24 protein-coding genes are annotated in these 20,643 nt (G+C 33.5%); 20 read left to right on the forward strand and 4 right to left on the reverse strand.

What is annotated here, in order from left to right:
* Positions 1-20 precede the first annotated feature (20 nt).
* The 7 genes from MHI00_RS08340 (at position 21) to MHI00_RS08370 (ending at position 5,561) form a co-directional block, all read left to right on the forward strand.
* Positions 21-914, forward strand: a complete 894-nt coding sequence (locus MHI00_RS08340; protein ID WP_056998794.1) for an ABC transporter permease — start codon at positions 21-23, stop codon at positions 912-914.
* Positions 914-1,723 carry an ABC transporter ATP-binding protein gene (locus tag MHI00_RS08345; protein WP_341112689.1) on the forward strand — a complete coding sequence of 270 codons (810 nt, stop codon included), beginning with the start codon at positions 914-916 and terminating at the stop codon, positions 1,721-1,723. The genes MHI00_RS08340 and MHI00_RS08345 overlap by 1 nt, the downstream gene beginning before the upstream one ends.
* Positions 1,724-1,857: 134 nt before the next feature.
* Positions 1,858-2,292, forward strand: coding sequence for a MarR family winged helix-turn-helix transcriptional regulator (locus tag MHI00_RS08350; protein ID WP_057000418.1), 435 nt, complete (start codon positions 1,858-1,860; stop codon positions 2,290-2,292).
* Between the two features lie 250 nt (positions 2,293-2,542).
* A complete protein-coding gene (locus MHI00_RS08355) occupies positions 2,543-3,472 on the forward strand; it encodes an LCP family protein (protein ID WP_015076360.1) in 930 nt (309 codons plus the stop codon).
* Between the two features lie 82 nt (positions 3,473-3,554).
* On the forward strand, positions 3,555-4,076 hold the full coding sequence (locus MHI00_RS08360) for a type 1 glutamine amidotransferase domain-containing protein (protein WP_010053850.1): 522 nt from the start codon (positions 3,555-3,557) through the stop codon (positions 4,074-4,076).
* Positions 4,077-4,276: 200 nt separating this feature from the next.
* Positions 4,277-4,960, forward strand: a complete 684-nt coding sequence (locus MHI00_RS08365; protein WP_010053852.1) for a TVP38/TMEM64 family protein — start codon at positions 4,277-4,279, stop codon at positions 4,958-4,960.
* Between the two features lie 40 nt (positions 4,961-5,000).
* Positions 5,001-5,561 carry a cysteine hydrolase family protein gene (locus tag MHI00_RS08370; protein ID WP_341112700.1) on the forward strand — a complete coding sequence of 187 codons (561 nt, stop codon included), beginning with the start codon at positions 5,001-5,003 and terminating at the stop codon, positions 5,559-5,561.
* Between the two features lie 67 nt (positions 5,562-5,628).
* Here the strand turns inward: MHI00_RS08370 and MHI00_RS08375 are convergent, their stop codons facing one another.
* Positions 5,629-6,021, reverse strand: coding sequence for a RidA family protein (locus MHI00_RS08375; protein WP_010053856.1), 393 nt, complete (start codon positions 6,019-6,021; stop codon positions 5,629-5,631).
* A gap of 282 nt (positions 6,022-6,303) precedes the next feature.
* Here MHI00_RS08375 and MHI00_RS08380 point away from each other — a divergent pair, with 282 nt between their 5' ends.
* The 4 genes from MHI00_RS08380 (at position 6,304) to MHI00_RS08395 (ending at position 9,688) form a co-directional block, all read left to right on the forward strand.
* Positions 6,304-7,218 (forward strand): S66 family peptidase, encoded by a 915-nt coding sequence (locus MHI00_RS08380; RefSeq protein WP_315528121.1) that lies wholly within the window; start codon positions 6,304-6,306, stop codon positions 7,216-7,218.
* A gap of 118 nt (positions 7,219-7,336) precedes the next feature.
* On the forward strand, positions 7,337-7,927 hold the full coding sequence (locus MHI00_RS08385; RefSeq protein WP_010053858.1) for an ECF transporter S component: 591 nt from the start codon (positions 7,337-7,339) through the stop codon (positions 7,925-7,927).
* A 110-nt stretch (positions 7,928-8,037) separates the two neighbouring features.
* Complete coding sequence (locus MHI00_RS08390) at positions 8,038-8,619, forward strand: ECF transporter S component (protein ID WP_341112706.1); 582 nt, start codon at positions 8,038-8,040, stop codon at positions 8,617-8,619.
* A 217-nt stretch (positions 8,620-8,836) separates the two neighbouring features.
* Entirely contained in the window at positions 8,837-9,688 is an 852-nt protein-coding gene (locus tag MHI00_RS08395) for an aminoglycoside 6-adenylyltransferase (RefSeq protein ID WP_341112708.1), read from the forward strand.
* A 42-nt stretch (positions 9,689-9,730) separates the two neighbouring features.
* Here MHI00_RS08395 and MHI00_RS08400 read toward each other — a convergent pair whose 3' ends face one another.
* Complete coding sequence (locus tag MHI00_RS08400) at positions 9,731-11,095, reverse strand: Nramp family divalent metal transporter (protein ID WP_010052810.1); 1,365 nt, start codon at positions 11,093-11,095, stop codon at positions 9,731-9,733.
* A 377-nt stretch (positions 11,096-11,472) separates the two neighbouring features.
* On the opposite strand from MHI00_RS08400, the gene MHI00_RS08405 reads away from it, so the two are divergent.
* The 3 genes from MHI00_RS08405 to MHI00_RS08415 all read left to right on the forward strand — a co-directional run bounded on the left by MHI00_RS08405 (position 11,473) and on the right by MHI00_RS08415 (position 13,424).
* On the forward strand, positions 11,473-12,366 hold the full coding sequence (locus MHI00_RS08405) for a helix-turn-helix domain-containing protein (protein WP_229251931.1): 894 nt from the start codon (positions 11,473-11,475) through the stop codon (positions 12,364-12,366).
* Positions 12,367-12,382: 16 nt separating this feature from the next.
* Positions 12,383-13,093 carry a DNA alkylation repair protein gene (locus tag MHI00_RS08410; protein WP_035063900.1) on the forward strand — a complete coding sequence of 237 codons (711 nt, stop codon included), beginning with the start codon at positions 12,383-12,385 and terminating at the stop codon, positions 13,091-13,093.
* Positions 13,094-13,226: 133 nt separating this feature from the next.
* The gene (locus MHI00_RS08415; RefSeq protein WP_015076349.1) at positions 13,227-13,424 is read left to right on the forward strand and encodes a hypothetical protein; all 198 of its coding nucleotides are present in this window, start codon (positions 13,227-13,229) and stop codon (positions 13,422-13,424) included.
* Positions 13,425-13,481: 57 nt separating this feature from the next.
* Here MHI00_RS08415 and MHI00_RS08420 read toward each other — a convergent pair whose 3' ends face one another.
* On the reverse strand, positions 13,482-13,862 hold the full coding sequence (locus MHI00_RS08420; protein ID WP_010052815.1) for a hypothetical protein: 381 nt from the start codon (positions 13,860-13,862) through the stop codon (positions 13,482-13,484).
* Entirely contained in the window at positions 13,852-15,156 is a 1,305-nt protein-coding gene (locus MHI00_RS08425; protein ID WP_341112717.1) for a Y-family DNA polymerase, read from the reverse strand. The genes MHI00_RS08420 and MHI00_RS08425 overlap by 11 nt, the downstream gene beginning before the upstream one ends.
* A gap of 302 nt (positions 15,157-15,458) precedes the next feature.
* On the opposite strand from MHI00_RS08425, the gene MHI00_RS08430 reads away from it, so the two are divergent.
* The 6 genes from MHI00_RS08430 (at position 15,459) to MHI00_RS08455 (ending at position 20,578) form a co-directional block, all read left to right on the forward strand.
* Positions 15,459-15,938 (forward strand): MarR family winged helix-turn-helix transcriptional regulator, encoded by a 480-nt coding sequence (locus tag MHI00_RS08430; protein ID WP_015076345.1) that lies wholly within the window; start codon positions 15,459-15,461, stop codon positions 15,936-15,938.
* Complete coding sequence (locus MHI00_RS08435) at positions 15,928-16,443, forward strand: GNAT family N-acetyltransferase (protein ID WP_010052820.1); 516 nt, start codon at positions 15,928-15,930, stop codon at positions 16,441-16,443. Before MHI00_RS08430 ends, MHI00_RS08435 begins: the two co-directional genes overlap by 11 nt.
* A gap of 1 nt (position 16,444) precedes the next feature.
* Complete coding sequence (locus MHI00_RS08440; RefSeq protein WP_341112720.1) at positions 16,445-16,798, forward strand: hypothetical protein; 354 nt, start codon at positions 16,445-16,447, stop codon at positions 16,796-16,798.
* 589 nt (positions 16,799-17,387) lie between these two features.
* Entirely contained in the window at positions 17,388-17,717 is a 330-nt protein-coding gene (locus tag MHI00_RS08445) for an ArsR/SmtB family transcription factor (RefSeq protein ID WP_187957902.1), read from the forward strand.
* Between the two features lie 105 nt (positions 17,718-17,822).
* Positions 17,823-18,905, forward strand: a complete 1,083-nt coding sequence (gene arsB, locus MHI00_RS08450; RefSeq protein ID WP_229251984.1) for an ACR3 family arsenite efflux transporter — start codon at positions 17,823-17,825, stop codon at positions 18,903-18,905.
* Positions 18,902-20,578 carry an FAD-dependent oxidoreductase gene (locus MHI00_RS08455; protein ID WP_341112725.1) on the forward strand — a complete coding sequence of 559 codons (1,677 nt, stop codon included), beginning with the start codon at positions 18,902-18,904 and terminating at the stop codon, positions 20,576-20,578. The genes arsB and MHI00_RS08455 overlap by 4 nt, the downstream gene beginning before the upstream one ends.
* Positions 20,579-20,643 lie beyond the last annotated feature (65 nt).

Consider the following 20,643-nt stretch of genomic DNA (forward strand, 5'->3'; position numbering starts at 1 on the left):
TGACGTAGGAGGAAATCAGTATGAACTTAATTGTAACGGCAACATCCCAAGGATTGTTGTGGGGAATTATGGCATTAGGAATTTTTATTACTTTTCGAATTTTAGACTTACCAGATATGACGGCAGAGGGATCATTTCCGTTAGGAGCAGCTGTCTGTGTGAAATTGATTATTATGGGGATTCATCCCATTGTAGCAACCTTAATTGCTTTTGTAACTGGGATGTTGGCAGGGGCAGTCACAGGGATTTTAATTACAAAATTTAATATACCTGGTTTACTAGCTGGAATTTTAACTATGACTGGTTTGTACTCGATTAATTTAAGAGTGATGGGGCGTGCGAATCTAAGTTTACTTGGTAAACCAACAATTGATAATCTCTTACAAAAATTTAATCTACCAAGTCAATTTGATACCATTTTTATTGGATTATTTATCGCAGTTTTTGTTATTAGTGCATTAGTTTTATTCTTTCGAACTGAACTGGGCCAAGCCTTAATTGCAACTGGTGACAATGAAATTATGGCCCGTTCATTAGGGATTTCAACAAACAAGACTAAAATTCTTGGTTTAATGCTTTCCAATGGGCTAATTGCCTTTGCGGGTGCTTTAATCGCGCAAGATGACGGTTATGCAGATATTAGTAAAGGGGTTGGAACTATCGTCATTGGTTTAGCTTCTGTGATTATTGGAGAGGTTGTTTTTGGTAATCTATCCTTTAAAAATCGCTTAGTATGTGTTATTTTAGGTTCCATTATTTATCGTTTAATTATTATGTTCGTCTTATTTATTGGCTTAGAATCAAATGATTTAAAACTTATTTCAGCCTTTATTTTAGCTATTTGTTTAGCAATGCCAAGTTTAAGAACAAAACTCAATTTAAATTTCTTTACTACAAATAAGGAGGCCAGATAATGATGACACTACCATCTGTTTTATCCATTAAAGGTATTAAGAAAACATTTTATCCTGGAACAGCTAATCAAAATGAAGTTCTAAAAGGGCTAGACCTAGAAGTCAAAGCTGGTGATTTTGTCACAATTATTGGTGGAAATGGTGCAGGTAAATCAACCTTATTAAATAGTATTGCGGGAAATTTTATCATTGATTCTGGTTCAATCAAAATTAATGATAAAGACATCACTAAACTTAAAGAAGATCAGCGCGCGGGCTTGATTGGCAGAGTTTTTCAAGATCCTCGCTTAGGAACAGCACCTAGAATGACCGTTGGAGAAAATATGGCAATGGCTTATCGACGTGGGGCTAAAAGAGGGCTGAGAAAAGGTACTTCAGCCAAAGAACAAGACTTCTTTAAAGAACAACTTAGCCGTCTAGATTTAGGCTTAGAAGATCGTTTAGCTACAGAAATGGGGCTATTATCTGGTGGTCAACGGCAAGCAATTACCTTATTAATGGCTACAATGAAACGGCCAGAGTTACTCCTATTAGATGAACATACTGCAGCCTTAGATCCTAAAACGGCTAAAGTCGTGTTAGCCTTAACAGATGAACGCATTAAAGCGGATAACTTAACAGCCTTAATGATTACTCATAATATGCAAGATGCTTTAACCTATGGCAATCGCTTAATAATGTTAGATTATGGTAAAGTTGTTGTCGATTTAAACTCTTCAGAAAAAGCAAATTTAACTGTGCCTGAAGTAATGAACTTATTCCAATCTGCTACGAAGGATGGACAGATTAAAGATGAAATGATTCTTTAATCAAATTAAAAAAACTTGATTAAATCAGCCTTTTAGCATATAGTTGCACTATACAACTAATTAGTTGCGTGGTGCAACTATGTGCTTTTTTTATTGACTTTAACAGAATAATCATAGAACTAGGAGAACTTACGATGGGGATTGAATCTGGATTATTAGAACAAATAAATACTTTTTATCAAGAACTTTCTGAACTAAAAAAACAAGTTTTAAAACAACATCGAATCAACGAAGCACAACTAAAAATTTTAACAGAATTAAAAATAGAAGCTTTATCTTTGAAGAAATTAGCTCTTAGTTTAACTACCGAAAAATCAACACTTAGCCGGCAAGTTGCTTCTCTGGTCAAATCTGGTTGGCTCATTAAAGATCAATCCGCCGATAAACGAATGCAATTCATTTCTTTAACGGTTTTTGGTAAAGAATCTTTAACAAAAATAGAAGAGCAGTTGGAACAACCATGGACTAGCCTTTTTCATACGTGGTCTGAAGAAGAAAAACAATTGCTTTCAATTTTACTTGGAAGAGTGGCAAGAAGCTTGCATCAACAGAAAAAGGTGGAGGAGTAGAAAGAGGAATTGATAAATTTTTTCTATTCTTTAGTTATGATGAAGGGAAATAATAAACCAACTACTTTGGAACAATTCCTATTTTCTTGCCAGAGTTAACCAGTCCAACAAGCTTTTTATCTATCTTAAGAATGATTTACTTTTCCTTATTAAATACTTAATTATTTTGTGGTTAAATTAAGATGAGTTTATTATGCGTTGCATAAAAAAGGACTAAATTAAATTGAGTTTTAGAAAGAAGGACTTGTACATGAGAAATCAACATCGAAAAAAGAAACATTTTTTTAGAAATTTTATTTTAATCATTTGTGTCATTTTAATTGGAATTGGTGGGTGGGCTTTTGCTAGTTACCGTGGCAGCCTAAAAGAAGCGTTAAAGGATCAAAATTTACCTTCTGAATCAGATATTACGTTTAATGGGGAAAAAGCCAAAGACGCTAATGATGTAAACATTTTATTTATTGGGAGTGACTCGCGCGGCGAGGATCGTGGGCGTTCTGATTCTCTAATGATTGCTCACTACGATTCAAAAGCGAAACAACCTAAACTAGTCTCTGTTATGCGGGATATGTATGTCGATATTCCTGGTAATGGAAAAGATAAAATTAACGCAGCGTATTCTTACGGCGGTGCTGAATTAGTTCGTCAAACAATCTCCGAAGATTTTGGTATTAATATTCAATATTATGCAATTGTTGACTTTGAAAGCTTCCCTAAAATTGTCGATACGCTTTTACCAGAAGGTGTTGAGATTGATGCAGAAAAAGATATGTCCGAATACATTGATGTAGCTATCTCAGCTGGACCACAAAAAATGGATGGCCAAACATTACTTCAATACGCTCGCTTCCGTCATGATGAAGAAAGTGATTTTGGACGTGTTAGACGCCAACAACAAGCTTTAAATGCTTTAGCTGAACAAGGAGCACAATTTAATAAGATTACAAAATTACCAAGCATTTTAGGAAAAGTTGAAGGCTATACCGTAACCAATTTGCCTAATAGTTTACTGTTATCTGTTGCTAAAGATTTTATCTTAGGTGATACAAAACCTATGGAAACATTAACTCTACCTGTTGAAGGTTCTTGGGAAAATGCTACTTATGAGGGTAGTGGGAGTGTCTTAGATATCAATGTCGAACAAAATCGTGAAGCACTTGCGAAGTTTTTAGAAGATTAGAGTACTATTTTAAGCATATACATTTACAGTTCCTATCAACTCTTGTTACACTAAAGAGAGTTTAAAAGATGGAGGCATTCAAATGACACATACAAATAGAAAAATAATCGCTTTAGTTAGTGATGATTTTGAAGATTTAGAATTATGGTATCCAGTATTGCGATTACGAGAAGCAGGATTCACGGTAGATTTAGTTGCTGAAAAAGCTCAAACTGTTTATCACGGAAAATATGGAGTTCCTGTAACTTCTGATTACAGCTTTACGGATATTAAGGTTGCTGACTATGCAGGTATTTTAGTTCCTGGCGGCTGGTCACCTGACAAATTAAGACGTTTTCCAGAAGTCTTAGAAATGGTGCGCTACTTTGATACACAAAAATTACCGATTGGTCAAATTTGCCATGCGGGATGGGTTTTAATTTCTGCGGGAATTTTAGATGGTGTTAATGTAACAAGTACACCTGGTATTAAAGATGATATGACTAATGCTGGAGCTATTTGGCATGATACACCGGCTATCACAGATGGTCATATTATTTCAAGCCGTCGCCCACCTGATTTACCTGAATATATGCAACATTATTTAGCAGCATTAGAAAAATAATGGGAAAGAGTCGCTTGCGGCTCTTTTTTTTCGTTCTCTTAAATTTCAAAAGTTAGGGAATCTATGTTAAACTGAGATTATCTAACTGGATGAAAAAGCGATTCATAATAAAGAGAAGATTCGTATACATAACGAAAATTCTGATCCCAAAGTGAGCACAACCTGTATATTTAGCACTAGAATGAACATGGAGGAATTGTATGAAAGTCAAAATAAAGACCCTTTTTATTGTTATAGGTATAATTCTAATTGGTTTACTAGGTTATTTACTCTGGAACAAATTTGCACCCGATATCGAAATGTTTTTTAACCCAGATGTAAGTAAAGAAATTTTAATGAATAAAGTACGCTCCCATGGAATAAGTACAGGCGTCCTTTTAGTTTTACTAACAAGCATTATGTGTGCCATTCCGGGACTGCCAACTTCAATTATAGGTGTCTTGATTGGAATCTGTTACGGCCCATTAGTTGGAAGTATGTTAAATATTATTGGCAACACATTAGGGAATATTCTTTCTATTTTTTTAATTAGAAAATTTAAGTTTATAGACAAATCTAAAACGTCAAATCATTGGGTTAAAACTATTTCTAGAGCAAAACATCCTGATATTGGGATTACTTTTGCCTATATGATTCCGGTAATACCTTCTTTTTTAGTTAATTATACGACTACAATTATGAACGTGAAAGCCAAACGCTTAATTTGGATGGTACTTTTCGGTGCATTGCCGTCTTCAGTCCTATACGCTTTTGGTGGAGATGCTTTTTTCAAAGGAAACCATGAAAAAGCGATTTTATTAGTCGCCAGTGTGCTTATTTTAATTTTATTAGTTTTCCTAATCGAAAAAGATGCGAAATCGGATCATTCCAAAATAAAAAAATAAAGAATCATTGCGACTCGTCGCATAAAAGGAGTAGGATAATATGGCTGATAAATCTCATTCGGTATTGCTTGTTGTGGATGTGCAAAAGGCATTTAATGATGTAAGTTGGGGTGAAAGAAGTAATCAAACTGCTGAGAGTCATATAGCCGAACTCATCACACTATTTCGTCAGAATGAAATAGATGTTATCCATATTAAACATCAATCAAATAATCCAGAATCATTATTTTATCCGGAGCACATAACCTCGGAATTTAAATCTGAAGCAACTCCATTAAAAGATGAACTTATTTTGAGTAAGACGGTTAATAGTGCTTTTATAGGGACAAATTTAGAAGAAATACTTCATGAAAAAGGCATAACAAAGATATATATTGTCGGATTAACTACACCTCATTGTATCTCTACAACAACAAGAATGGCAGCAAATCTAGGATTCAAATGCTATTTGGTTGAGGATGCGACAGCGTCGTTTGAACTGATTGGCCATACTGGAATAAAATATTCTGCTAATGAAGTTCAAGAACTAACTGTAGTTACACTGAATGAAGAGTTTGCTGAAATCTTGTCAACAAGTCAAGTACAAGAACAGTTTGAGTAAGAGACAAGTATTCAACAATCAAATAAACAGAAAGAACAGTCTCTAAAGATGCTCTTTCTGTTTATTTTTATTCTGGTTTAGCTGCTAGAATCTCAATTTCTATTTTAATTTCTGGAAGTCCTAGAGCAGTTACATATGCGATTGTCATTGATGGGTTGACGGAAAATAATTTGCCCCACATATCATAAAAATGGTCCCAATTGATTTCATCAACAGACCAGACATTTACTTTAATAATATTATCTGATGTTAGCTCTTCAGATAGTAAGGCTCGTTCAATATTTTTGAACGTATCCTCAACTTGTTTTTCATGATCTTCAGAAATAAATCCAGACAGATCAGTTCCAATTTGACCAGAAAAAGTATACAATGTACTATTTTTTGGTACAATAGTTACATGGCTGTATTCGCCTACTGGAGCAGGCATAGTCCTTGGGTTTTTTCGAATAATTGTGTTCATTTGATTTCCTCTATTCTTTTAGTTTAGTCTAACTTTGGGCTATATCAATAGAGTGCTAACCTGTTTTATGATTTAATTCCAACAGATTCCACCCTAAATTAGACTTTTTTAGAAGAAAACAGCTGTAGAATAACCAATTCCCAGTGATAAAAAACATAAAATTTTCTTTTTCATTGATTAATCCCTCACTTTCTCATTTATTATACATAAATAGGGGGATTTTGTAAATTAAGGCTCATGACATCCTTTTAAATTAGTAAAATAAACAAATGAGGTGGAAACATGTTAAAAAAAGGAGATACAATCGGCATTATTGCTTGCTCTAACGGAAAAAAACTAAGTCAAAAAAAGAAGATTAACGAACTTATTAACTTATTAGAAACGCAATTTTCTTTGACTGTTATTGAGGCTGCTACAATTTATGAAAAAAATGAGTTCCCTTTTAGTGGAACACCCGCGGAAAGAGCTCAGGCATTAATGCAGCTTTATCTAAATCCCTCTGTTGTCATGATTTTTGATATTTCAGGAGGGAATGTAGCCAATGAAATTTTGCCTTATTTGGATTTTAAACAGATTGAAAAGCAGCGAAAATTATTTGTTGGATATAGTGACTTAACTGTGATTTTAAATGCATTATATACTAAAACTACATGTAGCGGAATTAATTATCAACTCCTTAACTTAGTTGGAGAAGAACAGAGTTCTCAATTAGCGTATTTCAATGATTATTTTTTTCATAATAAAAGACAAACATCAATAACGGCCCAATGGCTTAGCTCTTCGAGTCCAATCACAAATATAATAAAAGGAACCCTAATAGGAGGGAATATTCGTTGCTTACTTAAACTTGCTGGAACCGACTATTTACCTAATTGTCAAAATAAATTACTTTTTTTAGAAGCAAACAGTGGGGATATCACAGCTATGGCAACTTACCTGGCTCAATTGGATCAAATTGGTTATTTGCAACAATGCCAAGCTGTGATACTAGGTCAGTTTACAGAGATTGAAGCACAAAAACAAACTACAGCTTTTTATAAACTTGTGTCTTCTTATTTAATGAATTATCAAAAACCTATTCTAATGACACATGAAATTGGGCATAGTGCATCTTCAAAAGCCTTATCGATTGGGGAAATTGTTTATTTTGATGAAGACCATGGTAAATTAAGAATGACTCTAGCTGATGATAAATAAAGCAACCAATTATTGGTCATTTTAATAGAAGTAACTCTTTAATATTGTTTATTCTTTGAAAAAGTGCTATTCTTTTAAAAATAAGAAACTTACTAAGTTAAAGAAAGTAGGACCTTTTATGGGTAGAGACAAAAATAATACCTATCGAATTGCCATTTTAGGCATGCTAACAGCAATTATATTGATTCAAAATTTTGTACCAGTGATGGGATATATTCCAATTCCTCCACTAAACCCAACCATCATTCATATTACAGTAATTATCGCTGCTATCACATTAGGCTATAAAGACGGTATGATTCTAGGTGGTATTTGGGGTGTTGCCTGTATTATCAGAGCGTTTACGTTTCCAACTACACCACTAGATTTATTGTTATTTACGAATCCAGTGATCGCAATTGTTCCGAGAATTCTAGTAGGTTTGGTAGCAGGATATGTGTATCAAATACTAAAAAGAACAGCAGTAAAAGATACATTTGCTATGATAATTTCAGCAATACTAGGCTCTTTAACGAATACTATTTTAGTTTTAACCTTCATTTATATCTTTTATCGCCAAGAATATGCGGCATTTGTTCAAGTTGATGTGGGCAGTTTATTAGTTGTTTTAGGAACAGTAGTCATCACTAGCGGATTGGCTGAAGCAATTGCAGCAGCTGTGATTGTGCCTCTTGTAGCTAAGCCTTTAAAGCATTTTGTTTTGAAATGAAAAGGGCACGTAATTTCAAAAATTAAATTGTCAAAGTTCACAAAAAATGCTATTCTTGAGAAGCTTAGCTTAAGCCTTAGAACTTATTTGTAAAACGGAGTGTGGGTCAATTGAACAATACAAAAAATAAAACATATAGAATTGCAATTTTAGGTATTTTAACCGCTATTATTTTCATTCAAAGCTTTGTTCCAATGTTAGGGTATATTCCTATTCCACCATTAAATCCAACGATTATTCATATTATTGTTATTATTGCGGCTTTGTCATTGGGAACGAAAGAAGGAGTCATTCTTGGTGGTGTGTGGGGCTTAACTCGTTGGGCAAAGGTCTTTTTAATGCCTGGTCCGTTAGATCCGATTATCTTTATTAATCCTATTATTACAATTTTACCAAGAATTTTAGTAGGTTTTATTGCAGGATATGCTTTTTATTTACTAAGAAGAAAATTAAAAGAAAGTTCAGCGATGGTCATAGCCTCTGTATTAGCTTCTTTAACCAACACTATTTTAGTTTTATTCTTTATTTATATCTTTAATGGTGCAGATTATGCGGCAGCTATGAAAGTTGATGTTAGTGGGTTACTGAAAGTATTAGGGACAGTCGTTTTAACAAATGGTCTCGCAGAAGCTCTCGCAGCAGGTATTATTGCACCTATCGTGGCTCGAACCTTAAAAAAAATTGTTCACTAATTTTTATCTATCTGGAAAAAACCAACAACTTCTTTAATTGTTGGTTTTTTCGTTCTAAGTTAACGAGCTTTTTATTTAGGCTAGCTCTTTTGAGCCAACTCTTCGGAAAAAAGATGAACTTTCGAGGTGACACAAAACGTCACATCAAATTTCCCTATTTTTCTGACAGAGCTGAACGGCTCAACGAGCTTTTTATTTAAGGGAGGTATATTAAAATATGCGTAGTGAAGAAGAGATGTATCATCTGATTTTGCAAAAAGCACAATTAGATGAACGTATTAGAGGGGTCTTATTAAACGGGTCCCGTGCGAATAAACACGTGAAACCAGATAGGCTACAGGACTTTGATATTATGTATGTTGTTACAGAATTAACTAGTTTTATAGAGGATAGTCGATGGGTTGATTATTTTGGACCGCGGCTAATTATGCAATTACCAGATGAATCTGCACTTTTCCCAAACGATACCAGCAAAGAAACTTTTGCTTACTTAATGCAGTTTGAAGATGGAAATCGAATTGATCTGACTTTGATATCTAGTGAAACAGTGAAAAAACAAACCAAATTAGACAGTTTAACAAAAGTCTTATTAGATAAAGATCAATTATTTACTAACTTACCTGAATCAGATGCGACTGATTATCTCGTCTCTCTTCCTAGTGAAGCTGAATTTAATGACTGTATAAATGAATTTTGGTGGGTATCTACTTATGTTGCTAAAGGGCTTGCTCGAAAAGAAATAACCTATGCTAAAGCAATGCTTGATGGTCCAGTTCGTGATATGTTTTTATTAGCATTAAACTGGAAGCTTGTAGCTCAGTCAAACCAGCCCTTAAATTTAGGCAAAAATGGTAAATTTTTACAAAGCTATTTAACTACAGAAGAGTGGAGAGCACTATTAACAACCTATTCAAATGGCGAAATTCAATCGACTTGGGAAGCATTATTTAATATGTGTGCCTTTTTCATGGCTATATCTGATTATATTGAACTGAAATTAGAGTATAAAAATAAAACTAAGCAGGAAAAAATTCTTACTTACTTGGAGAAACTGAAGAATAACCAATAGAAAAACCAGATACTCACTGAGAAGTGAGCATCTGGTTTTTAGTTAACCTAAATCTTGTCCTGTAATCAAAATATAGCCGACTAAAAAGACATTTAATGCAATAATCACTACAGTTGCTATCCAAGCTAATATTTTGATCCAAGTTGGATTCACAAATTCACCCATTTTTTTCTTATCACTTGTATAAAGGACCAATGGAACAACGGCGAATGGCAATTGCAAACTTAAGATAACTTGACTCCAAAGTAATAGCTGTGCGGTTCCGCCTTCACCTAGTAACCAAGTGCAGATAAATACTGGAACTACAGCAATTAATCGGGTAATCACACGACGTAACCAAGGAGCGACACGTAGATGGATAAACCCTTCCATGACAATTTGTCCGCTTAAGGTTCCTGTTATCGTTGAATTTTGCCCTGAAGCCAGTAAAGCAACAGCAAACAAGGTACTAGCAGCTGCAACTCCAACAGTTGGACTTAATAATTTATAAGCATCTTGAATTTCAGCCACGACACTGCCTGTCCCGTGAAAAGCAGAAGCTCCTAAAATCAAAATCAATGAGTTAATCACAAATGCTCCAGTTAAAGAGAATACAGAGTCTATTTTTGCAAATTTAACGGCTTCTTTACGTCCTTCTAGTGTCCGTTCATATTGTCTAGTCTGGATAATAGAAGAGTGTAGATACAAATTATGAGGCATGACTGTCGCGCCCAAAATACCTAATGCGATAAATAGCATACTAGGATCCGTCACGATTTGTGAACTTGGAATATAGCCCGATAATAAGGCTGCCATATCAGGTCTAGTCAAAATAACTTCAAAAAGGAAGACAATAAAAATTGTAAACATTAAAACAATAACGATTGATTCAATAATTCTGAACCCTTTCTTCTGAAGTAGCAACAACACGAGTACATCTAATGTCGTAATCGCGACACCAACTAGTAAGGGAATATTAAATAATAAATTCAAGGCAATAGCCGAACCGATTACTTCAGCAATATCTGTAGCAACAATAGCTAATTCAGTTAAAATCCATAAAACAATAGCTGGTTTTTTCCCAACTGAATTCCGAGTCGCCTGGGCCAAATCCATGTCTGTAGCTATTCCTAAACGTGCCGACATCTCTTGTAAAAGCATCGCAATTAAATTAGAAATTAGGATGACACTTAATAATGTATAACCAAACTTTGAACCCCCAGCAATTGAGGTTGCCCAGTTACCAGGATCGACATAACCTACAGCAACTAACGCTCCTGGCCCCATAAAAGCAAAAAGCTTACGCCAAAAGCCCGCATTTTGGGGAATTTTAACGGTATTATTGACTTCTTCTAAACTAATATTATGGGATTTTCTTAACCAACCGGTGGACTGGTGTTTTTCTTTTAACTCTTCTTTACGACTCATTCAAATCCACTCCTATAGTAACATTTATCTTGTTATAATTATTTTATAACCTTATTATAGAACTTTTTTAAGGAATGTCAATTTATTTTTTCGGGACACCTAAAAATATGGAGTGGTAAATAAAAATAAGACAGATTTTTAATTTGCAAATCTGTCTTATTTTCACGTTTATCCGTGGCTAAGATCGCCAAATGGAGATAACGGTGAAGTGATAGAAATTAAAATAGCTTCTTCTGTACTCATTGAATTAACCTCCCTTCAAAAAAAGATTAAATAATGATAATAATATTTGTAGAATTTACCTAAAGTACTATCTTAATGATATTACTTAATGTATGATTAATCAATATAACAAGTAGAATTAGGAGAGAATTCTAATGAAAATATTAGGAAATAAAATAAAAAACGCCCGTTTAACGGCTGGTTTAAGCCAAAAAGAATTAGCTGCAGGGATTTGTAACCAGTCCACCATTAGTAACTTAGAACAAGGAATTTCAATTCCTTCGCTTTTAACTTTAATGATTATTTCAGAGCGTTTAAACATAGATTTCGATGAAATTTATCAATATACCACTAAAAAGAAAGATAGCTATGCAGATATTTTTCAACAAGTTCGCGTTTTATGTGCGCAAATTAAGCATAAAGACGCCTATGATTTAATCAAGGAAAAAATTGATTTTAACCGTTTAGAAACACCTTATGAATTAAAGCAGTACTATTATTATCTGGGTATTACAAGTTTAATTGGCAATAAAAATAGCTCCGATGGCATTTATTATTTCAATTTGGCTTTAACGACTGAATCTGGTAAAAATGTAGAATTTCTAGATATACTTGCTACTAGCGGTATGGCAACTGTTTATGACATTAGAAATGAAGATAATAAAGCCTTAACTTACTTTGAAAAAGTGATGAATCAACTGGATCAACTAACCTGTTCTACACCAAGAATCGAAGATGGTATTGAAGTTGCAAAAATTTATTACAACATGGCTAAGTTTTATTCTAAAATTAAAGATTATAAATTAGCTGTTCATTTAAGTACATTAGGAATAAACCTTATTCAGGAACAACATATTTCTTATTATTTAGACTTTTTACTTTACGAAAAAGGCTTTAATTTAATGAAATTAGGTCAAGTTGAAGAAGCCGAGAGGTATTATTTTTATGCTGCAGCAATGGCTAACTTAAATGATAACCAGCACGCTGTGGACGGCATAAAAAGAAATATGAAAGACTACAATCTAAAAGGGTATAATTATTGGGAATAGAAGTGGGGGAACTGTAATGGAGTTAAATCAAGTCATGAAGACTCTTGAGCGATTAGGGACCGAACAAACAAAAAAAACATTTTTACGTCATGGCGCACCAGGTCCATTATTTGGTGTGAAAATTGGTGATTTAAAAAAAGAGTTATTAAAAGACGTTAAAAAAGATCAACAATTAGCCTTGGACTTATTTGAAACTGGGAATTCAGATGCTCAATATTTAGCCGGACTAGCTATTAATCCTAAGCTGATTGAAAAAAAACAATTAACACATTGGGCCAACTATTCAAATTGGTCTGCAATCAGTGAATTCGTTGTTGCTGGCGTTGCCTCAGAGAGTCCTTATGCTGTTGAATTAGCTAAAGAGTGGATGACATCTGATCAAGAATTGATTGAAGATACAGGTTGGAGCTGCTATGGGAAATTTTTAAGCTTTGCTCCAGATACAAGCATTGATCAAGAAGAAGTACTTGCACTTTTGAAAATTGTTGAAAATACAATCCATCAAGCTAAAAACAGTGTTCGATATACCATGAACCAGTTTGTGATTAACACCGGATGCTACTACACACCCTTGTTAAAGGAAGCCCAACAAGTTGCCGAAACAATTGGCCCAGTTCAAGTTACCTTAGGAAGTAAAGACTGCAAAGTTCCTCTTGCTAGCGAAGCGATTGAAAAAGCGATTCGCCTTGAACGAATTGGAAAGAAACGTAAAAAAGTTATCTGTTAATGTTAATATAGAACGTCACTTGATAAAAAATCAAGTGGCTTTTTTATCTAAACTCTACATAAACTACAGAAAAAATTCATTTAAACTACAGTTAGCGATGCTAATCTTGATTTAACGGTAGGAGGTGAATGAAATGATTCCAAAAAATAGACTAAAACAGCTAACAACAATAATCGCACTAATTCTTGTATCAGTTGCTTTAACTGCGTGTGGTGGGAACTCAAAAAAAGAAGAGATCACCCCTGGAAAAGAATCAAAAGTAAAAATTGATGGAAAAGAGTATGATGTAAAAACAACTGAAGAGGGGGCTGCAATTAAAATGGGCGAGTAAATTTTAAGTCTCTTAAAAGAAGAAAAATCAAAGCTAAGTTACATATACTCTAGTAACTTAGCTTTGATTTCTTTTTTCAAATGCACTCCATTTGATTTCAGTGTATAAACTAATGTTTCTGATTTCTTCATAGGCTATATGAGTGTTATCGATCCAAATCCCACTATCCTCATAACCTTCAATTTTTCCAGTAATATCCGGTAAATAATTCCCATCTGTATCTATTTCTTCAAGCTGAATAGATACAGCTTGATTTTTAATTAGGGCACTATCTAGTATTGTCGCTATTTCAAGAAAATTCATCTGCTTTTTTTGCAAAATTTTTAAACTTCGACTACTTTTATCCGCATCCATAGAAGCCGTATGTTCAGATAGATACATGCCAAGCCATTTAATTGTTCCACGATCTTGGTAACGTTCATTAAATTTATTTAACATCTTTTTCATCCTTTCCGGAGGCATGTCCACCGACTAAATGACTGCGTTTAATCGCTGTTGCGCCTGTCATTAAACTGCTAGCATGAACGAGAGAGGTGAAGCCGTATTTATCCCGAATAGAATCAACAATAAAATCAAGACCAGCATCTGCTTCGACTTCCTCAGATTCTCTAAATAAATCCAATTGGATATCCGTGCTATAAACTATCTTAGAGCAACCGACGCCAATTTGCCGTATTGTTTCACCACGATAATGTTGACGAAATAATTGTAGACAAAAATCCGTTAATTTTTTCGTATTATTTGTTGCAGAAATTTTCATTTGATGATTGAAACCTTTCGTTGATTCGTACATCGAATGTCCAATAAAAAGACTGATACATTGTGTCTGACATTGCTTTTGTCTTAGCCTAGTAGCAACTTGATCAGCCATCTCTTTAATCACCAACTCAATCTCCGAGGCTAGTGTGTAATCACGTGGCAGTATTTGTGCATTGCTATACGATTTTTCAAGAGGAGTATACTTTTTAGCAATATCACTGCGATCGATTCCCCAGGCATGTGCATATAACTGTTCGCCAATGACACCCATTTTTTCTTTTAGCAAATGGTAGTCATAGCGGGCTAAATCGTACACTGATTTGATATTCATTAATTCAAATTTTTTAGCCGTTCGCCTACCAATTCCCCACATATCCGTCAAAGGAGAAATCCGCCAAACCTTCTCCTGAACATCTTCATAGCGCCATTCAGCCTTAAAGTCTTTCGCGTTTTTTGCCTCATTATCCAAAGCTAATTTAGCTAGCAGGGGATTGTCTCCAATTCCAACCGTCGAATACAAGCCTAATGTATGATAAATATCTTGCTGAATTAAACGTGCTATTTCGTATGCCGTTGCTTTCAATAGTTTTTTAATAGGAGTCACTTTGATAAACGCTTCATCGATTGAATAAATAAGAATATCATCTTCAATAGCATACTTACGAAATATCTCAATAATTTCTTTATTTTTATCAATGTACAAGGCCATTCTAGGTGGTACGATTAATAAATCTTTATGTGTAGGCAAATCAAATTTTCGCATCACGTTAGAAATTCCAAGCCTTTGTTTAGCAGCGGGGGAGCTAGCTAAAATTAAACCTCCAGCATTTTCAGCATTAGACATTACTACTAACATCGTCGTTAGAGGATTTAAGTTCCGCTCCACGCATTCAACAGAAGCATAAAAACTTTTTACATCAATACATAAAATATCTGAGCGAGGTTCATTCGTATAATCAAGTTCTAATTCCATAACTATTCACTCCAGTAGTTGATAAACACATTATACGAACAAACGTTCGAAAAGTAAAGCTATAAAAATGAATAACATTTAATCTTTAATTATTTTTTAGAAAGGGTAATTGAGGATATAAAATTAGCTGGAGAATCAATTTCCTAAATGCTCAGAAAAATCGCTAAACTATCTATTCCATCTTTAACAAAACAGATAGTTGCCTTGATAAGCAAACTTGTTCCTTATTATGTTATAAACGTTAATTCAAATTGTTGCAAATGCGACAATAAAATGTTAATGTACCCTTAGGAGGTGTTACTATGGTCGAGATACTGAGAGATATTGGAACAATAGCAAGAGCTCTTGATTCTATTGCTAATGTTGAATTTAAAAATTATAAACTATCAAAAGGACAATATCTATACATTGTTCGTATTTATGAAAATCCTGGCATCATTCCAGATAAGTTAGCAGAGTTAGTCAAAGTTGATAGAACTACAGCTGCAAGGTCTATTAATAAGCTTGTAGAGAATGGCTTGATTAAAAAAATGACTGATCCTGCTAATAAAAAAATTCGCAGACTATACGTCACCTCAAAAGGAATAGAGGTAGTGCCTATCATTCAAAAAGAAAACGACTACTCTAACACTGTAGCATTACAAGGATTTACAGAAGAAGAAGCCCTGCAGTTTTCAAGCATGTTAAAAAAAATTAGTACTAATATTGATAGTGATTGGAAAATTGTAAAAAAAGGGCACAAAAGAAACTATTTGAAAGGAAATGATAGTAATGAAGGTTGAAATCAAAAAATGTGAATTAAAAGATTTGGATTGTATTCGCAAAATTAGTATTCGTACATTTAAAGACACTTTTGAAAAGTACAATACAGAACAAGATTTAATAAATTATATAGATACTGCCTATAACAAAAATAAATTACGCATAGAGTTATTAAACCCTAATTCAATATTCTATTTTATATTTTCAGATGATGATTTAGCTGGTTATATGAAACTCAATAGTAAAGAAGCACAAACTGAAAATACATTTTCTAACTCATTAGAAATTGAAAGAATATATATTCTTCCAGCACATAAAAGAAAAGGTTTAGGCAAAAAATTAATACATTTTGCTAGTCAATATGGGAAAGATACTGGTGTAGAGACAATTTGGTTAGGAGTATGGGAAAAGAATGAGCCTGCTTTACATTTTTATAAAAATTTAGGTTTTTGCATTACAGGCGAACACTCATTCATGTTAGGACAAGATAAACAAACAGATTATCTAATGACTAAACAAATATAAAGTGGAAAATAGTACTAATTTAGAAAATATGTTTCATTCTCAATTTACAGATGAAGGATATGGGAAATTTATAAATGAAACGGCTATGTATTATGTTACAACAACACAAGATGCTGAATTTATAACAAAAGTTAAAGATGTTTACGTTACCCAAAATAAGGAGGATGAACTTAGGTATACCTTTACTGCTACAATTAATTATACTGATAATAATAATGAATCAGGAACTACAAAGATTAGTGGAAATGCTGAATTTAAAGAAAAAGGGAAACTAACTATATTCAAAATAACAACCAATGATCTGCTAGAAAAAATGAAAAAGATTGCAAACGAAGTTAAAATTCCGAAAGAGTAGGGATGCTGTGTTTATACAGATACACAGAAAAAACGTAATAAAGATAAACAAATCAAATTTGACTATGTAGTGACCCAAAAAAGTTAGACTTTCTACAGAGTAGATTTTTTCTACTCTGTTTTTTTATGCAGTGAAACTCATTATAAGGAAGAATTAAATCAATTTATCACTGATTATTTAGAAGTCACGTTCAGTTATGGCAGCAATGAGACTGTTTGCCTCTGGTAAATACTAATCAATATAACTCAGATACACCGACTCAGTCAATATTCATTGATAGAAAAATCTATGAGATTTCGGAAGATAGGAGTAAAGCTATTGTAAAACTGACTTACTCTTATGGAGTTTTAGATGTAACACCGAATAAGTATGAAATGTTAGTAAGTTAGTCTATTAACAAAAATTCCGCTGAAGCCTATCAAATTGACTCGCAAGAAAATGAAGCAATCCATTATCAAACTCAGACAAAAGAATAGTAAAAGGGAGTTTGTTAATTATATTTTAGAAATTAATTTTTTAGTTGACAATACATAGACAAATGTCTATATTATAAATAGATGTTTGTCTATGTATGAAAGGTGGAATAATAATGGATTATAAATTAATAGCAAAAATATTCAAAGCCTTAGGTGATTCCAATAGAGTTCAAATTGTTGATTTGTTGTCTTGCGGTGAATTGTGCGCCTGTGATTTGTTAGAACATTTTAATTTTACACAGCCAACACTATCGCATCATATGAAAGTATTAATAAGTGCAGAGATTGTACAAACGAGAAAATCGGGGATTTGGCATAACTACTCCCTAAATGAGGAGAACATGACATTTATTTCTGATGTCATTCAAAGTCTTGTCAAAAATAATGAGAATTGTATCTGTCATTCAATTGAGAACGGAGAATGTTCTTGTAACAATGATTAACTAGTAAATAGTAGTAACTCTACTTATTTAAAATAATGTTGAACTTCCTACTTAGAGTCGAACAGTAAGAAGTTTTCATATTAATAATAAATCTTAATTATGGAGATGTTAATTATGGAAAGTGTAACGAAAAAATTGTCATTATTAGATCGGTATTTAACTCTTTGGATTTTCCTTGCAATGGGAATTGGTGTAGGGCTAGGTTATTTTGTACCTGATATTGCAACTGGAATAAACAAATTAGAAATTGGAACAACATCTATTCCAATTGCAATCGGGTTGATACTAATGATGTATCCACCATTAGCTAAAGTTAAATATGAAGAAATGTGGCGCGTATTTAAAGATTGGAAAGTACTTTTGCTATCATTATTTCAAAATTGGATTATTGGACCAATTTTAATGTTTGTTTTAGCTGTTTTGTTTTTACATGATTACCCTGAATACATGGTAGGATTGATTATGATTGGCTTAGCTAGGTGTATTGCAATGGTTATTGTATGGAGTAATTTAGCTCAAGCCGATAATGAATACACAGCTGGTTTAGTTGCATTCAACTCTATTTTCCAGATTGTCTTTTATTCTGTTTTTGCTTATATATTTGTAACTGTTATTCCAGGTTGGTTAGGATTAGAAACTCATTCTATTTCGATTGGCATGGGAGAAATTGCTACAAGTGTCTTCATTTATCTAGGCATTCCCTTTATTGCAGGTTTTCTAACTAGGAAAATTTTAGTTAAAAGAAAAGGCATTACATGGTATGAAGAAAAATTCATTCCTAAAATCAGCCCAATTACACTGATTGCTTTGCTATTTACAATTATTGTGATGTTTTCTGTTAAAGGCGAAAAAGTGATTGAATTACCAATGGATGTTATTCGAATAGCGATTCCTTTGTTAATTTACTTTGTTCTAATGTTTTTTGTTTCGTTCTTTATTTCTAAAAAGATGGGAACAACGTATCCAATCGCTGCTTCACTATCCTTTACAGCAGCAAGTAATAATTTTGAGTTAGCTATTGCTGTAGCAGTTGGAGTATTTGGTATCAATTCTGGAGAAGCATTTGCTGCAGTTATTGGACCGTTAGTTGAAGTACCTGTCTTGATTGCGCTCGTAAATGTAGCCTTGAAATTCAAACAAAAATATTATAAAACTAACAAAAATAATAGAAATGAGGCAAAAGAATGAAAATAGTGATTATTGGTTCGGTAGCGGCAGGAACAAGTGTGGCAGCAAAAGCAAGAAGAAATACAGAGGATGCAGAAATTTGTGTTTATGATCAAGATAAGGATATTTCGTACTCTATTTGCGGTATTCCTTATTATATCGGAGAAGAAGTTGAGGATTTAGATAAATTAACACCACGCAATGCTGCATGGTTTAAAAAGCGTTATAATGTAGACATTTTTACAGAACATCGAGTGACGGCAATAAATACTGAAAAACAAACACTTGAAATACAAAATCTTCAAACTGGCGAGATCTTTATTGATAGTTACGATGAATTGGTGCTAGCTACAGGAGCAAAACCGATTGTTCCAGAGGTGTTTTTAAACCAACAATCAAAACAAAATATTTTTCATGTACGAAATATTCAGGATGCACGCTCGATTCATGAGTTTATACAAAATGGAAAAATTAATACGGCAACAATTATTGGAGCTGGATTTATTGGGTTAGAGATGGCTGAACAATTAGCTCATAAAGGAATTGAAGTTACACTTATCCAACGTGGTCAACAAATTATGAAACAGATGGACTCAGATATGGCATTTCGAGCACAAAAAGAACTCGAAACAAATAATGTGGATGTTCTCTTAAATACAACTATTACCAAAGTTATTGGTAAGGAAGAGTTTATTACTGAATTGGTGACGAATCAAGGAAAAACAATCAAATCTGATTTAGTTATACTGGCAGCTGGAGTTGAACCAAATACGTCCTTAACGCAAGCTACAAAAATTAAGTTAGGTACATCTGGAGCGATTGCTGTAACTAAAAAAATGGAAACTTCCGTACCACATATTTACGCTGTAGGTGATGTTGCTGAAAGTTTTTCAGTAATCACCAAGAAACCTATCTATCGCCCACTAGGATCAACCGCGAATAAGATGGGAAGAATTGCTGGCGATGTGATTACAGGCGGAACCTTAGAACATCGGGGTATATTAGGTACTGGTATTGTTCGAGCTTTTGATTTAACCATTGGTTATACTGGATTAAGTGAAAAAGAAGCTCTAGCTGAAGGTATTGATGTAGCAATTCTTTATAACATTAAACCGGATCATGCAGATTATCTTGGTGGGAAAGAATTAACAATAAAAGCGTTAGCAGATAAAAGTACCGGAAAAATTCTAGGTGCGCAAATCATAGGGAGACAGGGCGTTGACAAACGTATTGACGTTCTAGCGACAGCTATTTCTTTTGGAGCAGTAGCTGAAGATTTATTCCATCTAGACCTTGCTTATGCACCACCATTTGCGACAACAAAAGACCCAATTCTATATACAGGAATGGCACTGGATAATGCTGTAAAAAAAGGAACACCATTAATGACTCCAAATGAATTAATGAAAAGACAAGTAAATGAGGAAAAACTTCAAATTATAGATACACGATCTAAGAAGCAATATGAAAAATCTAGTGTAGAGGGAGCCATTCATATTCCATTAACAGAATTACGTAAAAGGCAGTCAGAATTAGATAAAGATTTAGTAACCATCACGTATTGTAACAAAGGAGTAAGTGGGAATGCAGCTCAAAATATTCTGATAAATAAAGGTTTTAAAGAGGTTTATAATTTATCCGGAGGTAATAAAAACTATCAAGTCATAGTGGAAATGGAAAATCACAATGATTAAGATTCAGTATTTCAAGAAATTTACCGCAAATGCAGGATTAATTGCAAAGGAATCTCTAAATGAAC

Origin of the sequence: Carnobacterium sp. FSL E2-0243, from assembly GCF_038003605.1 — a bacterium.
Lineage (GTDB): Bacteria > Bacillota > Bacilli > Lactobacillales > Carnobacteriaceae > Carnobacterium > Carnobacterium maltaromaticum.

Coding starts and splice junctions, on each gene's coding strand:
- MHI00_RS08430 (WP_015076345.1), top strand. CDS start 15,459: ATGGTCGAGATACTGAGAGATATTGGAACAATAGCAAGAGCTCTTGAT.
- MHI00_RS08365 (WP_010053852.1), top strand. CDS start 4,277: ATGAAAGTCAAAATAAAGACCCTTTTTATTGTTATAGGTATAATTCTA.
- MHI00_RS08415 (WP_015076349.1), top strand. CDS start 13,227: ATGATTCCAAAAAATAGACTAAAACAGCTAACAACAATAATCGCACTA.
- MHI00_RS08455 (WP_341112725.1), top strand. CDS start 18,902: ATGAAAATAGTGATTATTGGTTCGGTAGCGGCAGGAACAAGTGTGGCA.
- MHI00_RS08385 (WP_010053858.1), top strand. CDS start 7,337: ATGGGTAGAGACAAAAATAATACCTATCGAATTGCCATTTTAGGCATG.
- MHI00_RS08350 (WP_057000418.1), top strand. CDS start 1,858: ATGGGGATTGAATCTGGATTATTAGAACAAATAAATACTTTTTATCAA.
- MHI00_RS08340 (WP_056998794.1), top strand. CDS start 21: ATGAACTTAATTGTAACGGCAACATCCCAAGGATTGTTGTGGGGAATT.
- MHI00_RS08395 (WP_341112708.1), top strand. CDS start 8,837: ATGCGTAGTGAAGAAGAGATGTATCATCTGATTTTGCAAAAAGCACAA.
- MHI00_RS08355 (WP_015076360.1), top strand. CDS start 2,543: ATGAGAAATCAACATCGAAAAAAGAAACATTTTTTTAGAAATTTTATT.
- MHI00_RS08425 (WP_341112717.1), bottom strand. CDS start 15,156: ATGGAATTAGAACTTGATTATACGAATGAACCTCGCTCAGATATTTTA.
- MHI00_RS08370 (WP_341112700.1), top strand. CDS start 5,001: ATGGCTGATAAATCTCATTCGGTATTGCTTGTTGTGGATGTGCAAAAG.
- MHI00_RS08445 (WP_187957902.1), top strand. CDS start 17,388: ATGGATTATAAATTAATAGCAAAAATATTCAAAGCCTTAGGTGATTCC.
- MHI00_RS08435 (WP_010052820.1), top strand. CDS start 15,928: ATGAAGGTTGAAATCAAAAAATGTGAATTAAAAGATTTGGATTGTATT.
- MHI00_RS08410 (WP_035063900.1), top strand. CDS start 12,383: ATGGAGTTAAATCAAGTCATGAAGACTCTTGAGCGATTAGGGACCGAA.
- MHI00_RS08400 (WP_010052810.1), bottom strand. CDS start 11,095: ATGAGTCGTAAAGAAGAGTTAAAAGAAAAACACCAGTCCACCGGTTGG.
- MHI00_RS08405 (WP_229251931.1), top strand. CDS start 11,473: ATGAAAATATTAGGAAATAAAATAAAAAACGCCCGTTTAACGGCTGGT.
- MHI00_RS08375 (WP_010053856.1), bottom strand. CDS start 6,021: ATGAACACAATTATTCGAAAAAACCCAAGGACTATGCCTGCTCCAGTA.
- MHI00_RS08360 (WP_010053850.1), top strand. CDS start 3,555: ATGACACATACAAATAGAAAAATAATCGCTTTAGTTAGTGATGATTTT.
- MHI00_RS08345 (WP_341112689.1), top strand. CDS start 914: ATGATGACACTACCATCTGTTTTATCCATTAAAGGTATTAAGAAAACA.
- arsB (WP_229251984.1), top strand. CDS start 17,823: ATGTTAATTATGGAAAGTGTAACGAAAAAATTGTCATTATTAGATCGG.
- MHI00_RS08380 (WP_315528121.1), top strand. CDS start 6,304: ATGTTAAAAAAAGGAGATACAATCGGCATTATTGCTTGCTCTAACGGA.
- MHI00_RS08420 (WP_010052815.1), bottom strand. CDS start 13,862: ATGTTAAATAAATTTAATGAACGTTACCAAGATCGTGGAACAATTAAA.